The sequence below is a fragment of the Martinezella tropici genome (assembly GCF_008370325.1).
GTDB classification, from domain to species: domain Bacteria; phylum Pseudomonadota; class Alphaproteobacteria; order Rhizobiales; family Rhizobiaceae; genus Rhizobium; species Rhizobium tropici_B.
On sequence record NZ_VNIP01000004.1, the window covers coordinates 51,246 to 68,391 of the forward strand.

13 protein-coding genes and 1 pseudogene are annotated in these 17,146 nt (G+C 59.9%); 5 read left to right on the plus strand and 9 right to left on the minus strand.

The genetic code is table 11. From position 1 onward, the window contains the following. Positions 1-15: 15 nt before the first annotated feature. From FP026_RS05965 to FP026_RS05985, 5 genes are all read right to left on the minus strand, one after another. Complete coding sequence (locus tag FP026_RS05965; RefSeq protein WP_149633722.1) at positions 16-1,395, minus strand: amidohydrolase; 1,380 nt, start codon at positions 1,393-1,395, stop codon at positions 16-18. A gap of 4 nt (positions 1,396-1,399) precedes the next feature. After that, a complete protein-coding gene (locus FP026_RS05970) occupies positions 1,400-2,056 on the minus strand; it encodes a glutathione S-transferase family protein (protein ID WP_149633723.1) in 657 nt (218 codons plus the stop codon). After that, positions 2,053-2,898: an aromatic ring-hydroxylating dioxygenase subunit alpha gene (locus FP026_RS05975; RefSeq protein ID WP_149633724.1), complete on the minus strand. Its 846-nt coding sequence runs from the start codon at positions 2,896-2,898 to the stop codon at positions 2,053-2,055. The genes FP026_RS05970 and FP026_RS05975 overlap by 4 nt, the downstream gene beginning before the upstream one ends. Continuing rightward, a complete protein-coding gene (locus FP026_RS05980; RefSeq protein WP_149633725.1) occupies positions 2,895-3,539 on the minus strand; it encodes a Rieske (2Fe-2S) protein in 645 nt (214 codons plus the stop codon). The genes FP026_RS05975 and FP026_RS05980 overlap by 4 nt, the downstream gene beginning before the upstream one ends. Before the next feature lie 149 nt (positions 3,540-3,688). After that, positions 3,689-3,931, minus strand: a complete 243-nt coding sequence (locus tag FP026_RS05985; RefSeq protein ID WP_246665261.1) for an acylphosphatase — start codon at positions 3,929-3,931, stop codon at positions 3,689-3,691. A gap of 358 nt (positions 3,932-4,289) precedes the next feature. On the opposite strand from FP026_RS05985, the gene FP026_RS05990 reads away from it, so the two are divergent. Further along, on the plus strand, positions 4,290-6,362 hold the full coding sequence (locus FP026_RS05990; RefSeq protein ID WP_149633727.1) for an acyltransferase family protein: 2,073 nt from the start codon (positions 4,290-4,292) through the stop codon (positions 6,360-6,362). On the opposite strand, the gene FP026_RS05995 is transcribed toward FP026_RS05990, so the two are convergent. The 4 genes and pseudogenes from FP026_RS05995 to FP026_RS06010 all read right to left on the minus strand — a co-directional run bounded on the left by FP026_RS05995 (position 6,356) and on the right by FP026_RS06010 (position 8,746). Further along, entirely contained in the window at positions 6,356-6,646 is a 291-nt protein-coding gene (locus FP026_RS05995; protein ID WP_188112514.1) for a hypothetical protein, read from the minus strand. The two genes, FP026_RS05990 and FP026_RS05995, sit on opposite strands and share 7 nt — an antisense overlap. Before the next feature lie 55 nt (positions 6,647-6,701). Beyond that, the gene (locus FP026_RS06000) at positions 6,702-7,301 is read right to left on the minus strand and encodes a cation transporter (protein WP_188112515.1); all 600 of its coding nucleotides are present in this window, start codon (positions 7,299-7,301) and stop codon (positions 6,702-6,704) included. Further along, a complete protein-coding gene (locus tag FP026_RS06005; RefSeq protein ID WP_149633729.1) occupies positions 7,301-7,876 on the minus strand; it encodes a Chromate resistance protein ChrB in 576 nt (191 codons plus the stop codon). The genes FP026_RS06000 and FP026_RS06005 overlap by 1 nt, the downstream gene beginning before the upstream one ends. A gap of 37 nt (positions 7,877-7,913) precedes the next feature. After that, a pseudogene (locus FP026_RS06010) lies at positions 7,914-8,746 on the minus strand (NAD(P)H-dependent oxidoreductase). 94 nt (positions 8,747-8,840) lie between these two features. Here FP026_RS06010 and FP026_RS06015 point away from each other — a divergent pair. The 4 genes from FP026_RS06015 to FP026_RS06035 all read left to right on the plus strand — a co-directional run bounded on the left by FP026_RS06015 (position 8,841) and on the right by FP026_RS06035 (position 17,144). Then, complete coding sequence (locus tag FP026_RS06015; protein ID WP_149633730.1) at positions 8,841-9,773, plus strand: LysR family transcriptional regulator; 933 nt, start codon at positions 8,841-8,843, stop codon at positions 9,771-9,773. Positions 9,774-10,659: 886 nt separating this feature from the next. After that, complete coding sequence (locus FP026_RS06025; RefSeq protein WP_149633732.1) at positions 10,660-11,544, plus strand: helix-turn-helix domain-containing protein; 885 nt, start codon at positions 10,660-10,662, stop codon at positions 11,542-11,544. A gap of 336 nt (positions 11,545-11,880) precedes the next feature. After that, positions 11,881-12,477 carry a hypothetical protein gene (locus FP026_RS06030; protein WP_246665262.1) on the plus strand — a complete coding sequence of 199 codons (597 nt, stop codon included), beginning with the start codon at positions 11,881-11,883 and terminating at the stop codon, positions 12,475-12,477. Further along, a complete protein-coding gene (locus FP026_RS06035) occupies positions 12,474-17,144 on the plus strand; it encodes a beta strand repeat-containing protein (protein WP_149633733.1) in 4,671 nt (1,556 codons plus the stop codon). The genes FP026_RS06030 and FP026_RS06035 overlap by 4 nt, the downstream gene beginning before the upstream one ends. The last annotated feature ends 2 nt before the right edge of the window (positions 17,145-17,146 follow it).

The window sequence follows — 17,146 nt, forward strand, 5'->3', positions numbered from 1 at the left end:
TCCCCTTTTTGGCTTTCAGAATTCTACTGTTGCAAGTGCCGCTTCGGCCGCTGCAAACAGCGCGGCCTCATCCAGTCCGGTGAATTCACCGCCCTGCCAGACGATGCGTCCGTTGATCATGGTCAGATCGGTCGGCATGCCGATGCCGACCTTGGCAATCAGGCTCAGCGGATCATGCCGCGTCCCGACATAGTCCATCCGCCGCGTATCGATCGCGAAGAGATCGGCGGCCATACCCGGGGCAAGACGGCCAATATCCGCGCGCCCGAGGAGGCTTGCGCCTCCGCTTGTCGCATATTGCAGAAAATCCAGCGGGGCGGGGACGGCGTGCTGACGCGTCGAGGCGGTCAGGCACTGCAGCATGTAGGCGGAATGGATGCAGTGCATGAGGTTCGAGTTGTCATTCGACGCGGCTCCATCGCAGCCAAGGCCGATACGCAATCCGAAAGCCTGCATTGCCGGGATATCGGTCACCTCGGCGCCGACGAGGTAAACCGGTTCCGGGCAATGGGAAACGCCGGTGCCGCTCGTCGCCATCTTGCGCAACTCGTCATGCGTCAGTTCCCAGCAATGGGCATAGAAGGTGTCAGGGCCTGCAAAACCCAATTCAGCGCAGTAGTCGACCGTGCGCATTCCATACCGTGCCTCGATCACGGGGCTTTCGCCTTCGCCCACATGCGTGTGCATCTGCACGCCACGATCGCGCGCCAGCGCGACCGACTCGACGAAGGTTTCGCGATAGCAATTGACCGGCTGGCAAGGAGCGACCACTACCTGACGCATGCTGAAGGGGCCGGCATCGTGATAGCTGTCGATCAGCCGCGCGCAATCGGCGATGAATTCATCCGTGGTTTCGAGCATGGCATCCGGGATCGTCGATCCCTCGGACTTCGGCAGGGTGTTGCCGCCGCGCCCCGCGTGAAAACGCATGCCAAGGAGGTCGGCCGCCTCGAACTGGCGGTCGATCAGGCGCTTTCCCGCATGCCGGGGAAAGCAATATTGATGGTCGAACGCCGTGGTGCAGCCATGCTTGATCATCTCCGCCATGGCGGTGACCGAAGAATGATAGAAGCAGTCCTCCGTCAGTCGCGAGAAAATCGGATAGATCCGGTCGAGCCATTCGATGACGGAAAGCTTCGTCCAGTCGAGATCGGCCCGGTTGCGCACGAAGCACTGAAAGAAGTGGTGATGGGTGTTGACGAGCCCCGGATAGACGAACCAGCCGGAAGCGTCCTGGACGATGGTGCCTTCGGGCAATGCGTTCAGCGACAGGTTTTCGCCGATCACCTGGATCGCCGGCCCCTTGGTGAGCAGGTCGACGTTTCGGCGCACGCTCGGTCCTTTGCCCTCATCGACGATCACAGCCGCACAATTCTTCAGGAGATAGCCGGTCATCCCATCATGTCTCCCCTGCCGGATGGGGATCGGGTTTCAACTCGTGCAGGCGGTGAATGCCGGGCATCTCGATGAAGCCGGGCAGGCTGCGGATGGCGCGCATCCAGAGCCGGATCAAGGGATAGGGATCGAGCGAGATGCCGCCGTCGGGCGCAAGCGCCACATAGGGGAAACAGGCGATATCTGCGATCGTCGGCTCGCTTGCCGCAAGGAACCGCATGCCGCGTTCGCCCTGTTCGAAGAGGCCCGCTTCCAGCTCGCGCAGTGCCGCGGTCCCTTGTGCCTGCAATACCTTGATATCTCCTGGCCGCAGCAGCATTTCATGAAGCCGCGCGCCTCCAAGGTTCGCCGTCAGGCGATGAGAGAAGGAGAGCCATTGCTGCACGCGCGCCGTCTCTTGCGGCGAATCATGGCCAAGCCATTCCGGCGCACCATTGGCAGCGAGATAGGCGAGCATTGCCGAGGACTCGGTCAGCACAAGATCGCCGTCCTCAAGAATCGGGATGGAGCCCGCCGGATTGAGCGCCAGAAGCTCCGGCCCGCGATGCTCCGCGCCGGGATGGAAATCGACCGACCGGATTTCGAGCTTGATGCCCAGGATGGCTGCCATCAGCCGTACCTTGTAGCAGCTCGGCGATAAAATATAATCGTAGAGTTTCATTGTGCGACCAACTGTGCGCCATAGGTATAGTTATGGCGCTTGAGCCATCGCCGGTAGGCGACCGAGGTGAGATCGGCCCTTGTCGGAATTTCCATGCCGGGATCAAGCGGAAGAAGCGTGGGTATCTGGTTTTCGAGGATAGAGCGATCCTGCAAGAAGATCATCTGCTGGAAGTGAATGAGATCGGTCATCGGCGTATCGTCGTCGAAGAGAGCCATCCACGGCCATACATCGCAAAGATCCTCCGCAAGAGGCTGAACGAACAAGGTAATGACGTCCCATTCGCTTGGTCGCGGAGGACAGGTCTTGTAGAGCACCGAACAGGTCGGTGCCGGTACGCGATACATATATTCGGTCGTAATGCCGCCGGATGCCGATTTTGCAGCCTGCGGCTGGTAGAACTTCACCTGCGTTGCCCAGACTTCATCTTCGCTCTCGCGGATCTCGACCTTGTAATTTTCGACCTCCGTGTGCGGTTCCGCGCCGAGAATGTCGGTGTGGACGAAGGGAAAATGCGCGATGTCGAGAAAGTTCTCCACGGCACGAAGCGGTGAACAGCGCACGCGAACCACGCCGACATCGACGAAGCGTCGGCCTGGCTGATCGGCTTCCGGAATGGCGAATAACTCCTTATCCGGCTTTCCGAGGGAGGACCAGACATGGCCATATCGGACGCGGACCGGAAGGGTCCGTCCATTGTCCGTTGCCACCCGCGCATTCCCCTCGCGATCGCGCGCGACCTCTATCGCCTGGCCCATCAAATAGGTCTTGCTTCCCTTTTCGCTAAGCTGGCTGACGAGGCCGACCGGATACCATTCATCGATCATCGCGCCGCCTTTCATTCCGCACGCTCTCTTTGGCGCTCTTCCGCCGCACGGCGGAGGGATTCGGTGATGCGGGACGCCGTAAGGCGGTCTGCCGGGCTGTGGTCCGGTTCGACCATGAGATGAAGGAGCGTATGCTTTTCCTGAGGTGCCAGCAGCAGCGCGATCCATGGGAATTCAGGCGGGCGGATCAGACCGTTCGCATCGATCTCTGCTCCTGCCGCGTCCTCGATCGCGGCAACATCTGCTTCCACGGTTAACGAGCGTAGCGGTATCAGTTCGTCGAGCTGCGGAGGCTGCGCCGCCGGCTGTCCGATAGCGACCCATAAAACGCCACCGGCTTCTTCGACCCGCTGAACGGCGACACGTATGGTTTCCGGAGGGACCAGGTCGGGATGGGCCGGAATGCGAATGCATCCGCCCGATGGGGAATAGCTCCATCCGTGATAGATGCAGGACAGCGCCTCGCCACGAACGAAGCCATGCGACAACCGCATTCCGCGATGGGGACAGCGATCCGAGGATGCGCTTGCGCGGCCCGATTGACTGCGCCACAGGGCGATTGAACCGGTTGATGTCCAGGCCGGTATGACGGTTCCTGGCGGTAGATCGGAGGAAAGGGCGACTGGCGCCCAGGACCCGGCCCCATCAAATGGCATAGCCTTAACTCTCTTAAATTTCACCGACGGCTTGACGCCACCGGTCATAGGCAGGCGCCGATCCCTGCATCCCCACAGCCATCAGAAACTTGCATAAATAATTCGCATTGGCAACATTGATTAAATAAAAGGCAGTAGATCAGGAATTCCTAAGATGCGGCATTTTGTTGACCATCCATGACCCTACGCTGGATCTCCTCCACCCAGACATCGATCGGGCCGAGCGAGCAGCCCATTTCCAGCATGTCGATCAATTCCACAGGCCCGGCAACCTCGAGCTCGATCCTGTCAGCGTCTGAATGGAAGAATGTTTGGGAAAGTCCGAGCTTCTTGGCGTGACGCCGGATCCATGGGACGAATGAGGTCGCGCTGACGTCACCCAGGATCGTCATGCGCTCTCGAACACTCTGCCTTGGCTGCATCCGTTAATGCCCCTTGTTTTCAAATCACTATGACCTGATGGACTTCTGAAAGATTTAGAATAAGTCGATAGACCTATTCTTCGATGCGCCGGCGTTCAAGTCAAATCCCTGGCGCGGTGTTCAGCGGGCGCAGCTTGCTCGACGTGCGGACCGAATCCTCCGGCCAAACCGAACAGGGCGATTTATCAGCCGACGACCTTGCCATCTGAGAATGCCGGGCGGCAAGCGAATGCGGGATTTTCAGCTCTACGTCAGTTCATAAGGCTATCTGCCATAAAATGACATGTTGCGGCTGTATGCGCATATCGTCGGACTTGGAGAGTTGAATTTGAATCTTGTTCTCAGGCGCCCGTCTTCTCCGGCGCCCACGCATGGACATGGGCCTGATGTCCTGGCCTATCGCCGCGATATCGACGGTCTCAGAGCTCTGGCGATCATTCCGGTCGTTCTCTATCACGCAGGCATTCCCGGTTTCAGCGGTGGTTTCGTTGGCGTTGACGTGTTTTTCGTCATCTCGGGCTTCCTGATGGCGTCGCTGATTTCGAACGAGATCGCTCAGGGCGAATTCAGTCTGGTGCGGTTCTATGAGCGCCGTATCCGCCGGATTTTCCCGGCGCTGTTTACCGTTCTGATTGCTTCTTCCATAGCGGCGTGGCTGTTGCTGATGCCGACCGAATTTGCCTATTTCGCGCGCAGCCTGAAGGCGGCCGCCCTTTTCACGTCGAATATCCAGTTCGAGAAGGAAAGTGGTTACTTCGACATCGGCGCGCAGATGAAGCCGCTGCTGCACACCTGGTCGCTCGCTGTCGAAGAGCAGTTCTATATCCTGTTTCCGTTGCTGCTGATGGCCGTCACCCGATTTGCCCGGCGGCACGCCGCGCTGATTTTGGCGGGGTTGCTTGTCGTTTCGTTTGTGGCGAGCGCCTGGATGTTGTTCCAGTCTCAAGCCGAGGCATTCTATCTGCTTCAGTTTCGCGCTTGGGAGCTCCTTCTCGGAGCGCTGCTGGCCCTCGGTGTCGTGTCGATGCCGAAACGGCCCGAGATGCGGGCGGGATTGGCCGCTGCGGGTGTCCTTTTCATCGCCATTGCCATATTCGGCTTCAACGACAAGACCCTGTTTCCCGGTCCGGCGGCGCTGCTCCCCTGTCTTGGCGCAGCCCTGGTCATCCATGCGCGCGATGACCGAGGGGTGGCGAGCCGCCTTCTGCGATCGAGACCAATGGTCTTTGTAGGGCTGATCTCCTATTCGCTTTATCTGTGGCACTGGCCGATTATCGTCTTCAGCCGCGAGATGACCGGACGAGAGCTTTCCCTGCCGCAAGGCGGTGTGATCGTTGCCGCGTCACTTGCCGCCGCCATCATCTCATGGCGCTTCATCGAACAGCCGTTTCGCGGGCGCGGCAGCCTTGTGAAGCGTGTGCCGCTCTTTGCCGGGGCGGTGGCGGTTGTGATTGTCGCTATCGGGCTCGGAGACTATGTTGCTCACCATGGCGGCGTGCCGGATCGGCTGTCCGCGGATGCACAAAAGGTCTATGCTTCCACTTATGATCAGAGCCGCTTCAGCCTGCCGCCGTGTTTCGCCGATTCCGATAGGCCGGGGCCGTCCGAGGCAGATATTCGCGCTGGCAAGCTTTGTCCGCTAGGGCCGGAAGGTGCGACCAAGCCATCCTTTCTCGTATGGGGAGACTCCCATTCCGGGGCCATGGCTCCGGCCATCGATGCCGCCGCGGCCCAGGTCGGTATCACCGGCCTGTTGGCGGCACATGCGTCGTGTCCGCCGTTGCCAGGAGTTCAGCTCACCGCGCACGGCGATACCGAGCGCTGCGGCAAGTTCAATGCGGCCGTGCGGGACCTGATCATGTCGCAACACGTTCCGCTGGTCTTCCTTGCCGCCTACTGGCCCAAATATGTTCATGATGCCGAAATGCCGGACGAGGGGCCGTATTTTGATCCCTCAGTGCCGCCGCCGCTGGAGGATCGTTCCGCCTCGATCGTCCAAACGCTGGATAGCCTGCTTGCTGATTTGACCAGGCAGGGAACCAGGGTCGTGCTGATCTCAGATGTTCCCGAAATGGGGCGCTATATGCCGGAGGCTGTTGCCAAGGCGATGATGCAAGGCACGTCAACGAATGTCGCGCCGCCATTGGACTATATCGAGAAGCGGCAGGCGCTCCCACACGCGATCCTCAGTCGTCTTGCCGCAAAATACGGTGCGACGATCATCGATCCGCTTCCGGCTATCTGCGGCATTGTTCGTTGTGATGCTGTGCGAAACGGCCTGCCGCTCTATAAGGATGCCGATCATCTCACGGCGACGTTCGCAACGACCTTGAGCCCGCTTTATATCCCGGCTCTATCCGAGGTTCGTCCATCGCCGACGACGGCTGGCACAGGTCATTGATCGTCCTCGTCATGCACCGTTGTCCAGACCGTTCGTATAAGTAATGCAATGAAATAGAATGAAACGAACAAGATGAGGGCTGCGATCGCATAATGGACATTCTCCATCAGCTTGCGATGGTGCTTTTCCAGGATCTCGCCCATGTTGTAGGCGACAATCACAAGCACGGTAAGCACAGCCGCCGACAGAAATGGCCAGCCCTTTTTGAGTAGCGTTGCAAGGGTTCGCAGCATCGGAACCTCCTTGGATGACATGCGGCCAACTTTCGAGGCTTCTGATTTCATGGGTTCACCTGTCTGAGGCGGATCAAGCGTGCAAAGCATGAGAGTGATCGCCGTATTATGGTTGGGCCGCTCGGTGTTCGTTGCGTGCCGCACTCCATACTTCGCGGGCGGCATCGGCATTCATCGCGGCGATCGCCAGCCCGACGATGAGGTCAGGCCAGGCGGAACGCCAGACGAAGGCGGTCACGAGACCGGCGGCAATGATGGCGATGTTCGCAAGAGCATCATTGCGGGCGGACAGAAACGCCGCGCGTGTAAGGGTGCCGCTATGATGACGGTAGCGGGTGAGCATCACCGCGCAGGAAAGATTGACGACGAGCGCGCCAAGGCCCGTCAATGTCAGCGGCAGTGGATCGGGTGCGACGGGGGTCATGAACTTCTGCCAGGCAGTCCACACCGTGGCGAGACCCGGAACCAGCAATATGCCGGCGAGTGCCATGCCGAGGCGGGCACGATTGCGGGCGCTCCAGCCGAGCGCGATGGCGATCAGCAGATTGACGGAGGCGTCTTCAAGAAAGTCGACGCTGTCGGCTAATAGGGAGACTGAGCCGATCGACAGTGCCGTCAGGAATTCGACGCCGAAATAGCCGAGATTGAGAAGTGCCACATAGATGACGGTGCGTTTCAGGCCTTCTCCCATGAGCGAGATCATCATCAGTTCTTCGTCTCCGTGGGCTTGGCGGTGCGGTTTCGCGTCTCCTCATGCGCCTCGAACACCTGCTTGGCGAATGTGTCGAGTAAAGTCTCGCAAGCCTTCAGCCGCTCCTGCGCTTCGGCTGCGAGAGGAGCGCCGTAGAAGTCGAACTTGGCGATCTTTTCAAGCCAATCCTGCAGCTTCTTCAGATCGGCGTCGTTTTCTTCAAGCTCCGCATAGGAAAATTTCCCGGCCGCCGTTTCCTTGGCAATCTCCTTTTCAAAGTCGCCGCAGCGTTCGAGAAACTCCTGATAGTGCTCGTCGCGATCAGCCTTGAAGCGGACGATCACCTTTTCCTGCTGGCCGGGGCCGGCTGCGGCAGTCTCCAGGATCACGGCCTCGCCGCCCATTTCCACGATATCGTTCTCGAGCATCTTGAAGCGCCGGAGATGCTCGTCCGTCTTGGGCAGCATACAGACGCCATTCTGCACGTAGATGGCACCCATGCCTTTGATCTTGCGCCAAAGGGCTACCCGTTTTGTCGCGGGATCGGACGGAACCTTATAGGTCAGCAACAGCCATGATCCATCAACCATGGCTTATTTCTATTGTAACGACCGTTACAAATCAATATCAACGACCAAACAATTGCCTGGAATGCAGGAAACCCGGATCTGCGTCCGCAACATCTTCCAGGTGAAGCGCAAAGCCCGATGTTGCTGAACTGCCCAACTCCGCGCGGAGTTGCATGGTTGGAATATGATAATCCCCGCCATTCTGACGCCGGTAAGGAATAGGACGCGTTGTTTCAAGTGTCCGCGTCCGGTCGCGCAGATCTTCGGCGGCGGCTTCAAAGCGTTGTTCATTGAAGCGATCGGTACTGTAGGTCACGAAGGGCGGCAGCACGTCGTAGCCCGGATAGTAGAGGATGCCGTCGTTGATCGGGAATAGCAGGTCATCAATGGCGCCGTTGATTCCGCGCGGGGACTAATGCTCCTCCCATCCGCCCGCGGTGACGATCAACATGGCTCGTTTACCGGCCAGGGTTCCTTCGCCATAGCGATCAACCCACCGCTTGTCGCTGTGTTCGCCGACGCCATAGGCGAAGCCTATGCGAACACGCGATCCACCCAGCCTTTCAGGATGGCGGGCATGGTGAACCACCAGAGCGGGAACTGCAGGATCAACGTATCGGCCCAGAGAAGCTTCTCGATCTCCGCCTTGACATCGGCCGTCAACGTGTCGCTGTCGAAAGCATGTTTGGAGGCCGCAACGGGCAGAAGCCGTTCGTCCGGAGCCAAGGAAGGGAAGTCGGCGCGGTCGATCTCGGATTTCCACCGCATGGCATAAAGATCGGAAACCTGAACCGTATGTCCGACGGCTTCCAGTTCTCGGACGGCGACATCGCGGAGCGATGCCGAAAGGGATTTTTGTTCGGGATGGGCGAAGACGATGAGTACATTCATGACGAGCACCTGTTCGTTGACGATAGTTTACCCAAGATAGACGCTGCCCGACTGATGCGTTATATGGTGGATATGGATAAGATAATGCCGAATAATGGATAGATCTGATATCACGCTCGAACGCATCCGCACCTTCGTTCGCGTCGCCGAGCGCGGGAATCTTTCGGTCGTGGCACGCGAGCTGAACGTCGGCCAGTCGAGCATTACGCGGCATATGCGCGAGCTCGAGGAGGCCCTGGGCGTGGCGCTGCTAAGCCGCACGACCCGCCGCGTCACGCTGACCGAGGAAGGCAGCCGCTACTATGCTAACGTCGTCCAAATCCTGCGCCTGGTGGAACAGGCGACCGATGAGGCGCGAAGCGCACAGGGCGCCCATGCCGGCCCGGTTCGCATCTCTTGCACAGCGGCGCTCGGCGTCCGGCACGTCAGCCGATTGGTCTTCGCCTTCCAGGACCGCCACCCTGAGATCTCGGTCGATCTCAGCCTGACCGATGAGCGCATCGATCTCATCCGCGAGGGGGTGGATATCGCGCTGCGCCTCGGCCCGCTTGCCGACAGTTCCATGAAGCTGCGGGCGATCGGTCAAAGCCAGCGTGTTCTCGTCGCGTCTCCCGCCTATCTGGCAAGGCATGGCCGGCCGACGACCCCCGAGGAACTCGAGGGTCATGAGGGTATCCGCATGTCGAACATTGCCGGGAGCGAAGATCTCGTGCTCGAACGGGCGGGGGATAAGCGGTACGTCGTGCCCTTCGGAGGACGGCTCCAGTTCGATCACGGGCTTGCCTCGCGCGAAGCCCTTGCGGCGGCCCGCGGCTTCGGTCCGGCCCATATCTGGCTGGTGGACGACCTTCTCGCGGACGGTCGCCTGGAAACGATCCTGCCTGACTACACGCCACCGGCCGTGCCGTTGAACATGCTTATTGCGCCTGAACGGACCAGTATTGCGCGGGTCAGGCTGCTGGTGGAGTTTCTGGTGGAAGAGTTGCCGCGCATTCCAGGCATAAGGCGCTCCCAGGCGGAGAATTAGTCGGCCCGCTCCGACAATGGATCAGGTGCGACTTGCCGAATTTCAACCGAAGCTTATGCCGGAATTCATTGGCAGAATTTTTGCTTTCCGATCGGTTTCGGTAATTCACCAATTAGGTACATGTTGCTGTGCCCTATGCCAAGATGCTGTCCCAACGATAGAATATTTCCAATTTTTCTTGTGACTATCGCAGGGCAGCCCGTGAGTTGCGTAGTGATATGGTGCCGGGTGCCGTGATCAGGGCTGGATTGATCGCAGCAGAGCGGTAATGTGATTGGGAACTATCCTGCGAACATCTCCACACGTTATTTCGGATTTATTTTAGATTAGGAATGTGATAGCTGACATATAGTAGTCCCGTGAGAATGATAATGGTCGAATTCAATTTTAGCGAGCCCCCTCGAGGAAACGGCTCCGAGGACATTTCGAACGAGTGCCAACGCCAATTGCAGCCCATCGTTGGTGATATCGTCCGAGCCGCGGTCGCAGCTGGATGGGACGAGAAAGATGTCCTTCTGGCGATGGCGGATGTTGCGTGGGATCTCTATGAAAAGCGCCGGGGCGGTCTTTAGCCGCCGCAATAGCTCGATGATCGTTTTCCACTTCGACGCGAAATAAAATATAGACCGAAAACAGCCCTCTGTTGAATTGTGTCGGATCCATTCGATTCGACTAATAAATAATGCGCTCTAGCGCCTTATTCTTTCTTTACCATGTGAATATTTCCCCTTCAAAACTCGGTAATTTATACTATTTAATTTCGCGCTATAGCTGATTGGCAGCAGCGTGGGGCGAGCAGGGGTTGGGAATCGAGATTACAATCAAGGATTGCTTTCTCATCTGTTTCTCGCGCTTATGAAATTTCGTCAGGGGCGGGCGATGCATAATGAATTTTGCGGGTGAGGTCCGGGAGCGGGCCGATCGATATGTATTCGACATAATCCCTGAGAGTGCGGGGCCGAGAAAGGCCACCATGCGAGGGAGCGTCATAAACTCCATCCGCAATCCCGGATCGCAGACGTTCCTTGCCAAGGAGCATGCGGTGGGGATCGTGTTGGCCCCTTCGCGTGGGTTGCGAGCCTCGCTCGGCAGCGATCGGATCACGCAATACGATGCGCCGGTCGGCTGTCTCGTCGTCAATCCCGCCGGTGTGGACAGTACCCTTGCCTGGCTGGAAACCAGGACAAATCTTGTCGTCGCCATTCCTCCTGATGTTTTGTCCGAACTGGCGCTTCAGGAATTCGATCTTGGAAATGTAGAACTTCAGCCGCCGGCTTTCGGCACCGTCGATCCAGTGGCGCTCGGTATAGCGCAGAGGATTTCTGTCGAGTTAACCGGGAAAGTACCTCCGAATGAACTCTATCTGGATTCATTGGTTACGCTATTCAGTACGCACTTGCTTCACACCTATACAAGCCAGATGAAACAGCTTCAGTCGCCAAAGGGCGGGCTCTCCGCCAAAAGCGCTCGACGCGTGCAGGAATATCTTCGCGAGCATTTTACCGAGAAGGTACATGTCGCGGAGCTTGCTGCGGTCGCCGGCATTTCGCCCAATCACTTCATCGTCAGGTTTACCAAGACCTTCGGCATGCCGCCGCACCGTTACCTCATCAATCTGCGCCTCGACATGGCGGAAGAGCTGCTGGCGGCAGGTGAAGTCCCCATTGCGGAAATCGCCTACATCACCGGTTTCTCGGATCAAAGCCATCTGGCGACAACCATGAAGAGATATCGCGGAAAAACGCCGACAGAGTTCCGATTCGCGCGGTAAGCGTGGTGGACCATAGGCCGTCGAAGTCTCGCTCGGATTCGCCCGAAGCTGATTTTCCATTTTAGCAAGTGCTTTATTTCTCTGATATGCCGAGGGGCAATCGCATATGGATAGATTGGCCCCTCGTCCGTCCTCTCACAGTTCGCTTCGCTCAACTGTTCGAATCCACCTTCTCCCCGCACGCGGGGCGAAGGAGTTTGGCGCTGTCGCCCCCTCTCCCCGTCAAAACGGGGAGAGGGCTGGGGTGAGGGGCACTTTCTATTTCATATGCGATTGTCCTGGACATTCGGAGAGATAGGAGCTGCCAGGAGTTGAAAAATTCCAGCCTGGGCACGCATGCCCAACAATCCCCAGCGCTCATATACGACAGCCTGGGGTACGTGTGGCAAAGCGGCTACACCTGCAACCGCCCAAGCGAAAAACCGTAATTTTCTAAAAAAAATCCGGAATTTTCTAAAATACGCTTATGCGAAAATAAGGGCATGGTCGCTAATGGTAACTATCCGGTGCGACATGGGCATTCAATTCCCTGAATTTGAAATCTTTGCTCCGAAAGTCGAGGTAGCCTGGACTGCCTTGCAACAGCGATATGCCAACCGCCTGACAGAGGCGGAACTCGACTATCTATTTGCCTGCCTCGTCTTCGGTTTGACCTCCCCCGCCTATGGGGAAGGGGAACCTTCGTTCCATTTCGATGTCTGCCGCGCTTTGGTGGCGATGAAGCTTCCTCCCGATCGGGCCGATGCTGCGCTGCATAGCGTTCCGGCGCCGACGGAGCCATGGGTCGAAAGTCTGCGCGAGCAGCTCGAAAGCCAAAGTGCCAAGATGGGACATACACTACAGGAAATGCGGAATTTTAATGACGACGCGGCCGCCGATGCGGATCCAAGCGCGCTTAGTCGTCCAGTCGACAACGAGGAGAAGGCAGCATGAGGGAATGCATTGGGGAACGCCTGCGGACTGAATCTCGTACCGGACTTGCTGGAACCTTCGTTTCAGCCAGCAGCAACGATCGTTGGCTCCGGCGCCGCCTGATGGCTGTACTGCGGATGGCGTCTCGCGTGCTCGGCATACGCCGCAAAGATCTGGGCATTGGTGCACCAGGGACGGGTGACGTCTCCTGTATCGAAAGATCCCCGAGTGCTCCCGTCGTGCAGGGCAAGGGGATGGGGCCCGGGTCCCTGAGAATCGGTGCGGTGGTCGCGCTGGGCACGATAGCATTCGGCGGTATCGCTACGCCTGCGCTTGCACAATATGCCGCCGGCGGCGGAACTGCGTCAGCCGGCAACGCCGTCGCCATCGGGAACGGTACCCAAGCGAATGGTACGAACAGCGTGGCCTTGGGCACCTCTAACAGTGCAACGGGCAACGCTTCGATCGCCATCGGCTATTCGATGGGTGTCAACGGCCTCAATGCCATAGGCATAGGCGTCTTCGCGGGCGCGACCGGCGTCAACGCGCTCGCCATAGGTGGGAACGCCCAAGCTACTGCGGATGGGGCAAGCTCCATTGGCGTCAACTCGGTCGCAGCCGCCGGCGCGGCCGCCTTTGGCCTGAACGCGCGTGCCGACGGAACGAACTCGACGGCGATCGGCTATGTTACCCGAGCGACTGGGCTGCGCGCCACTGCGCTCGGGTTCGGGGCAACCGCGTCCGGGCTGGATTCTATTGCCCAAGGTAATAGCGCTACCGCAAGCAACCAGAACTCCATAGCCATCGGCTTCCAGGCGACCGCGACTGCAATCAACTCCGTCAATCTTGGTAACCGAACTGTTGCGGGAATGGGCGCCCTTCAAGAGAGCGCTATTGCCATCGGCACGGACGTATTGGCCTCTCAAGTCGACGCAACCGCGATCGGCCGCCAAAGCCAGGCGACAGGCACGAGCGCCATTGCTCTTGGCAAGACAGCAGCCGCATCGGGCATTAACTCGCTCGCCATCGGCCCGACCACCGTCGCATCGGGAGATTTCGGGGTTGCTCTGGGTAACCAGGCGCAGACGCTCGCTGGCGGTGGTGCCGTCGCGATAGGTTCGGGCGCAACCGTTGCCGCCACAGGAACCTCGAGCGTCGCGCTCGGCAATAACGCGAGCGCGGCTGGTGTTCTATCGGTTGCAACCGGCGCCGGTGCCAATGCCAGCGGCGACAATTCCACCGCTACGGGACGTCAGGCCGCCGCTAGCGGCACAAATGCCTCCGCGTATGGATCTGGAACGGTTGCGGCAGGAGCCAATTCTCTTGCCGCCGGCGTCAGCGCCAATGCCAGCGGGGCCGGCAGTACGGCACTCGGTATCGGCACAGTAGCTAGCGGCAGCGACTCGGCAGCCATGGGCTTCCAGGCCAGCGCGACGGGAGCGGATTCCACGTCGCTTGGTTCCGCCGCCAAGGCCACCGGTGCCCGTGCGTTCGCGGGTGGTCGTTCGGTCACGGCCGGAGGTGATGATTCCGTTGCCATCGGCACGGCGGCCGTTTCTTCAGGGGCAGCCTCGACAGCGCTCGGAGCAGGCGCGGTGGCAAGTGACGTAAACGGCATCGCTATGGGCACCGCCGCCAGCTCGATCACCGCCGATTCCGTCGCCATCGGCACGGGCGCGGTGGCTGATGGCGGCAAGGCGGTCGCCATCGGCGCGGGCAATACCGCTTACGGCGATGGCGCGGTCGCGATCGGCGACCCGAGCTATGCGAGCGGCACCGGCGCCTTCACTGGCGGCGCCAACAACATCGCCAACAGCGATGGCACGGCAAGCGCCACCGCCGCCAACCAGGCGGCCGGCGCAGTCGCGATCGGCAACAACAACAAGGCGATCGGCCAAGGCTCGGTTGCGCTCGGCAACGGCTCCACGGCAGGCGCTTCCGGTTTCGTCGGCAACGTCGCATTGGGTAACGGCGCGGCGGCAACGGCAAGCTCCGGTGACGTGGCCCTGGGTTCGGGCTCGTCGACGCTCGCGGCGGTCGGCACAGCCAGCGCAGTGATCGGCGGCAATACCTATAACTTCGCCGGCACGACACCGGCCTCGACGGTCAGCGTCGGCGCGGCAGGTGCCGAGCGCACCATCACCAATGTCGCGGCAGGCAGGCTCAACAACGGTTCGACGGACGCCGTCAACGGCTCGCAGCTCTTTGCGACCAACCAGCAGGTTGACCTGAACACGACCGCGATCAACAACATCAATGTCGGCGGTGGCATCAAGTATTTCCATGCCAATTCCACGCTGCCGGATTCTCAAGCCCTTGGGACGGATTCGGTTGCCGTCGGCCCGAATGCGGTCGCCAACAATGCCGGTGACGTGGCCATCGGCCTGAATTCTCAGTCTGGTGCGACGACGGCGGTCTCGGGTGCCACCGTGGGAGGCACCGCCTACAGCTTCGCGGGCACGACGCCGGCGGGCGCCTTCTCGGTCGGTTCCGCCGGTGCTGAGCGCCAGATCCAGAATGTCGCTGCCGGCCAGCTCAACGGCGGCTCGACGGACGCGGTCAACGGCTCGCAGCTCTTTGCAACTAATCAGGCGGTCGACAGCCTTAACACGACGGTCACCACGATCGGCGGCAGCCTCACCAATCTCGGCAATACGATCAACAATATTGCCGGTGACACGTCCGCGACCTACACCGATGCAAATGGCGATGGCATCCGCTACGTGCGCACCAACGACAGGACCCTTGCCGTCAGCGACTCCTCCGCGCAAGGGATCGGTTCGACCGCCGTTGGTTACAATGCCACTTCCGTCGCCGACAATTCGCTTGCGCTTGGTATGAACAGCCAGTCCACCATCGTTGGCGGCGTTGCCCTTGGTTCCGGATCGGTTGCCGATCGCGCCCTGGCGCCGGCCACAGGTCAGCTTCCGGCGGGTCCAACGAACTTCATCCAATATAATACGACGGACAAGACCCTGTTGGGCGCCGTCTCTGTCGGTTCGAGCACCTCCTATCGGCAGATCACCAACGTCGCTGACGGTACCAGCGCGCAGGATGCCGTCACGGTTCGCCAGCTCCAGGGTGCCATTGCTTCGGTCGCGGCGACGCCAGGCAAGTACTTCCATGCGAACTCGGCCGCCGGCGACTCGCTTGCTGTCGGCGCAGAGTCCGTGGCCGTCGGCCCGACGACGGTGGTCAACGGTGACAACGGCATTGGCATCGGCAACGGCGCGGTCGTCGATCAGGTTGCTCCCGGCGGCACGGCCATCGGCCAGAATGCCCATGTTATGCTGGCTGACGGCGTGGCCCTCGGCACAAACTCGCTGGCGGCAGGCGTGCAGTCGGTCGCATTGGGCGCCGGCGCGCAGGCCAACAATATCAATAGCGTCGCTCTCGGTGCACAATCCGTAACGACCGTGGGCGCTCAGGCGGGCTATACCGGCTTCGCCCTTACAGGCCCGCAAACCTCCGTTGGCGAAGTGTCGATCGGCTCGGCCGGCTCGACGCGCAAGCTGACCAATCTGGCAGCCGGTTCGGCAGACACCGATGCCGTGAATGTCAGCCAGCTCAAGGGGCTCGGCACCAACATCACCAACCTGATCGGCGGCGGTACGACGGTCAATCCGGATGGTTCGATCACCGGTCCGACCTATAGTGTCCAGGGTAACAACTACACCACGATCTACGATGCCTTCGGTGCGGTCAATAACACATTGACCACCATCACCAATGGCGGCGGCATCAAGTATTTCCATGCCAACTCGACGCTCGCAGATTCCGCGGCAAGCGGCACTGACAGCGTTGCGATCGGTCCGCAGAGCGTCGCTAGCGGCGTGAGCAGCCTGGCGGCAGGCAACGGATCTGCCGCGGTAGGGCAGGGCGCGGTTGCGCTCGGCCAGGGCGCGCAGGCCAACAATGCCAATGATGTGGCCCTGGGCTCCGGTTCGTCAACGCAGGCTGCTGTCGGCACCTCCGGCACCACGATTCAGGGCCAGCACTACGACTTTGCCGGCGCCACGCCAGTCGGCACAGTGAGTGTGGGGGCTGTAGGGGCTGAAAGAACCATCACGAACGTCGCTGCCGGCCGCATTTCCGCCGACAGCACCGACGCCATCAACGGATCGCAGCTTGCCGCGACCAATTCGGCGATCGACAGCCTGCAGACGGGTGTCGGTACGATCACCAAAAACGCCGTCACCTACGACCTCAATCCCGATGGCAGCAAGAAGAACAGCATCACGCTGCAGGGCGGCGACGTCAATTCGCCGGTGGTCATCTCCAATGTCGGCAAGGGCGTTGCCCCGACGGATGCCGTCAACGTCGCTCAGCTGACCGACAGCTTCAACCAGGGCAAGTCGTATACGGATACCGCTGTCGGCAACACTTTGACCGCGGCTAACAATTATACGGACCAGAAATTCGGGAAACTGAACCAGGAGCTCGGAGACGTACGGTCGGAAGCAAGACAGGCGGCCGCGATAGGACTTGCCGCTGCATCGCTTCGCTATGACGACCGTCCCGGCAAGGCGAGCGTGGCTGTCGGCGGCGGTGTCTGGCGCGGCGAAGGGGCTCTCGCCTTCGGTGCGGGCTATACCAGCGAAAACGGGCGAGTCCGCGCGAATTTGTCAGGTACGGCGGCTGGCGGCCACGTGGGCGTCGGCGCTGGTCTCAGCTTCACGCTGAACTGAGC

Excerpts from the sequence above, each read along its gene's own strand:
- FP026_RS05980 (WP_149633725.1), bottom strand. The coding sequence starts at position 3,539 with ATGCCATTTGATGGGGCCGGGTCCTGGGCGCCAGTCGCCCTTTCCTCC.
- FP026_RS06000 (WP_188112515.1), bottom strand. The coding sequence starts at position 7,301 with ATGATGATCTCGCTCATGGGAGAAGGCCTGAAACGCACCGTCATCTAT.
- FP026_RS05970 (WP_149633723.1), bottom strand. The coding sequence starts at position 2,056 with ATGAAACTCTACGATTATATTTTATCGCCGAGCTGCTACAAGGTACGG.
- FP026_RS05975 (WP_149633724.1), bottom strand. The coding sequence starts at position 2,898 with ATGAAAGGCGGCGCGATGATCGATGAATGGTATCCGGTCGGCCTCGTC.
- FP026_RS06025 (WP_149633732.1), top strand. The coding sequence starts at position 10,660 with ATGAATTTTGCGGGTGAGGTCCGGGAGCGGGCCGATCGATATGTATTC.
- FP026_RS06015 (WP_149633730.1), top strand. The coding sequence starts at position 8,841 with ATGGATAGATCTGATATCACGCTCGAACGCATCCGCACCTTCGTTCGC.
- FP026_RS06005 (WP_149633729.1), bottom strand. The coding sequence starts at position 7,876 with ATGGTTGATGGATCATGGCTGTTGCTGACCTATAAGGTTCCGTCCGAT.
- FP026_RS06035 (WP_149633733.1), top strand. The coding sequence starts at position 12,474 with ATGAGGGAATGCATTGGGGAACGCCTGCGGACTGAATCTCGTACCGGA.
- FP026_RS06030 (WP_246665262.1), top strand. The coding sequence starts at position 11,881 with ATGCCCAACAATCCCCAGCGCTCATATACGACAGCCTGGGGTACGTGT.
- FP026_RS05985 (WP_246665261.1), bottom strand. The coding sequence starts at position 3,931 with ATGACGATCCTGGGTGACGTCAGCGCGACCTCATTCGTCCCATGGATC.
- FP026_RS05995 (WP_188112514.1), bottom strand. The coding sequence starts at position 6,646 with ATGAAATCAGAAGCCTCGAAAGTTGGCCGCATGTCATCCAAGGAGGTT.
- FP026_RS05965 (WP_149633722.1), bottom strand. The coding sequence starts at position 1,395 with ATGACCGGCTATCTCCTGAAGAATTGTGCGGCTGTGATCGTCGATGAG.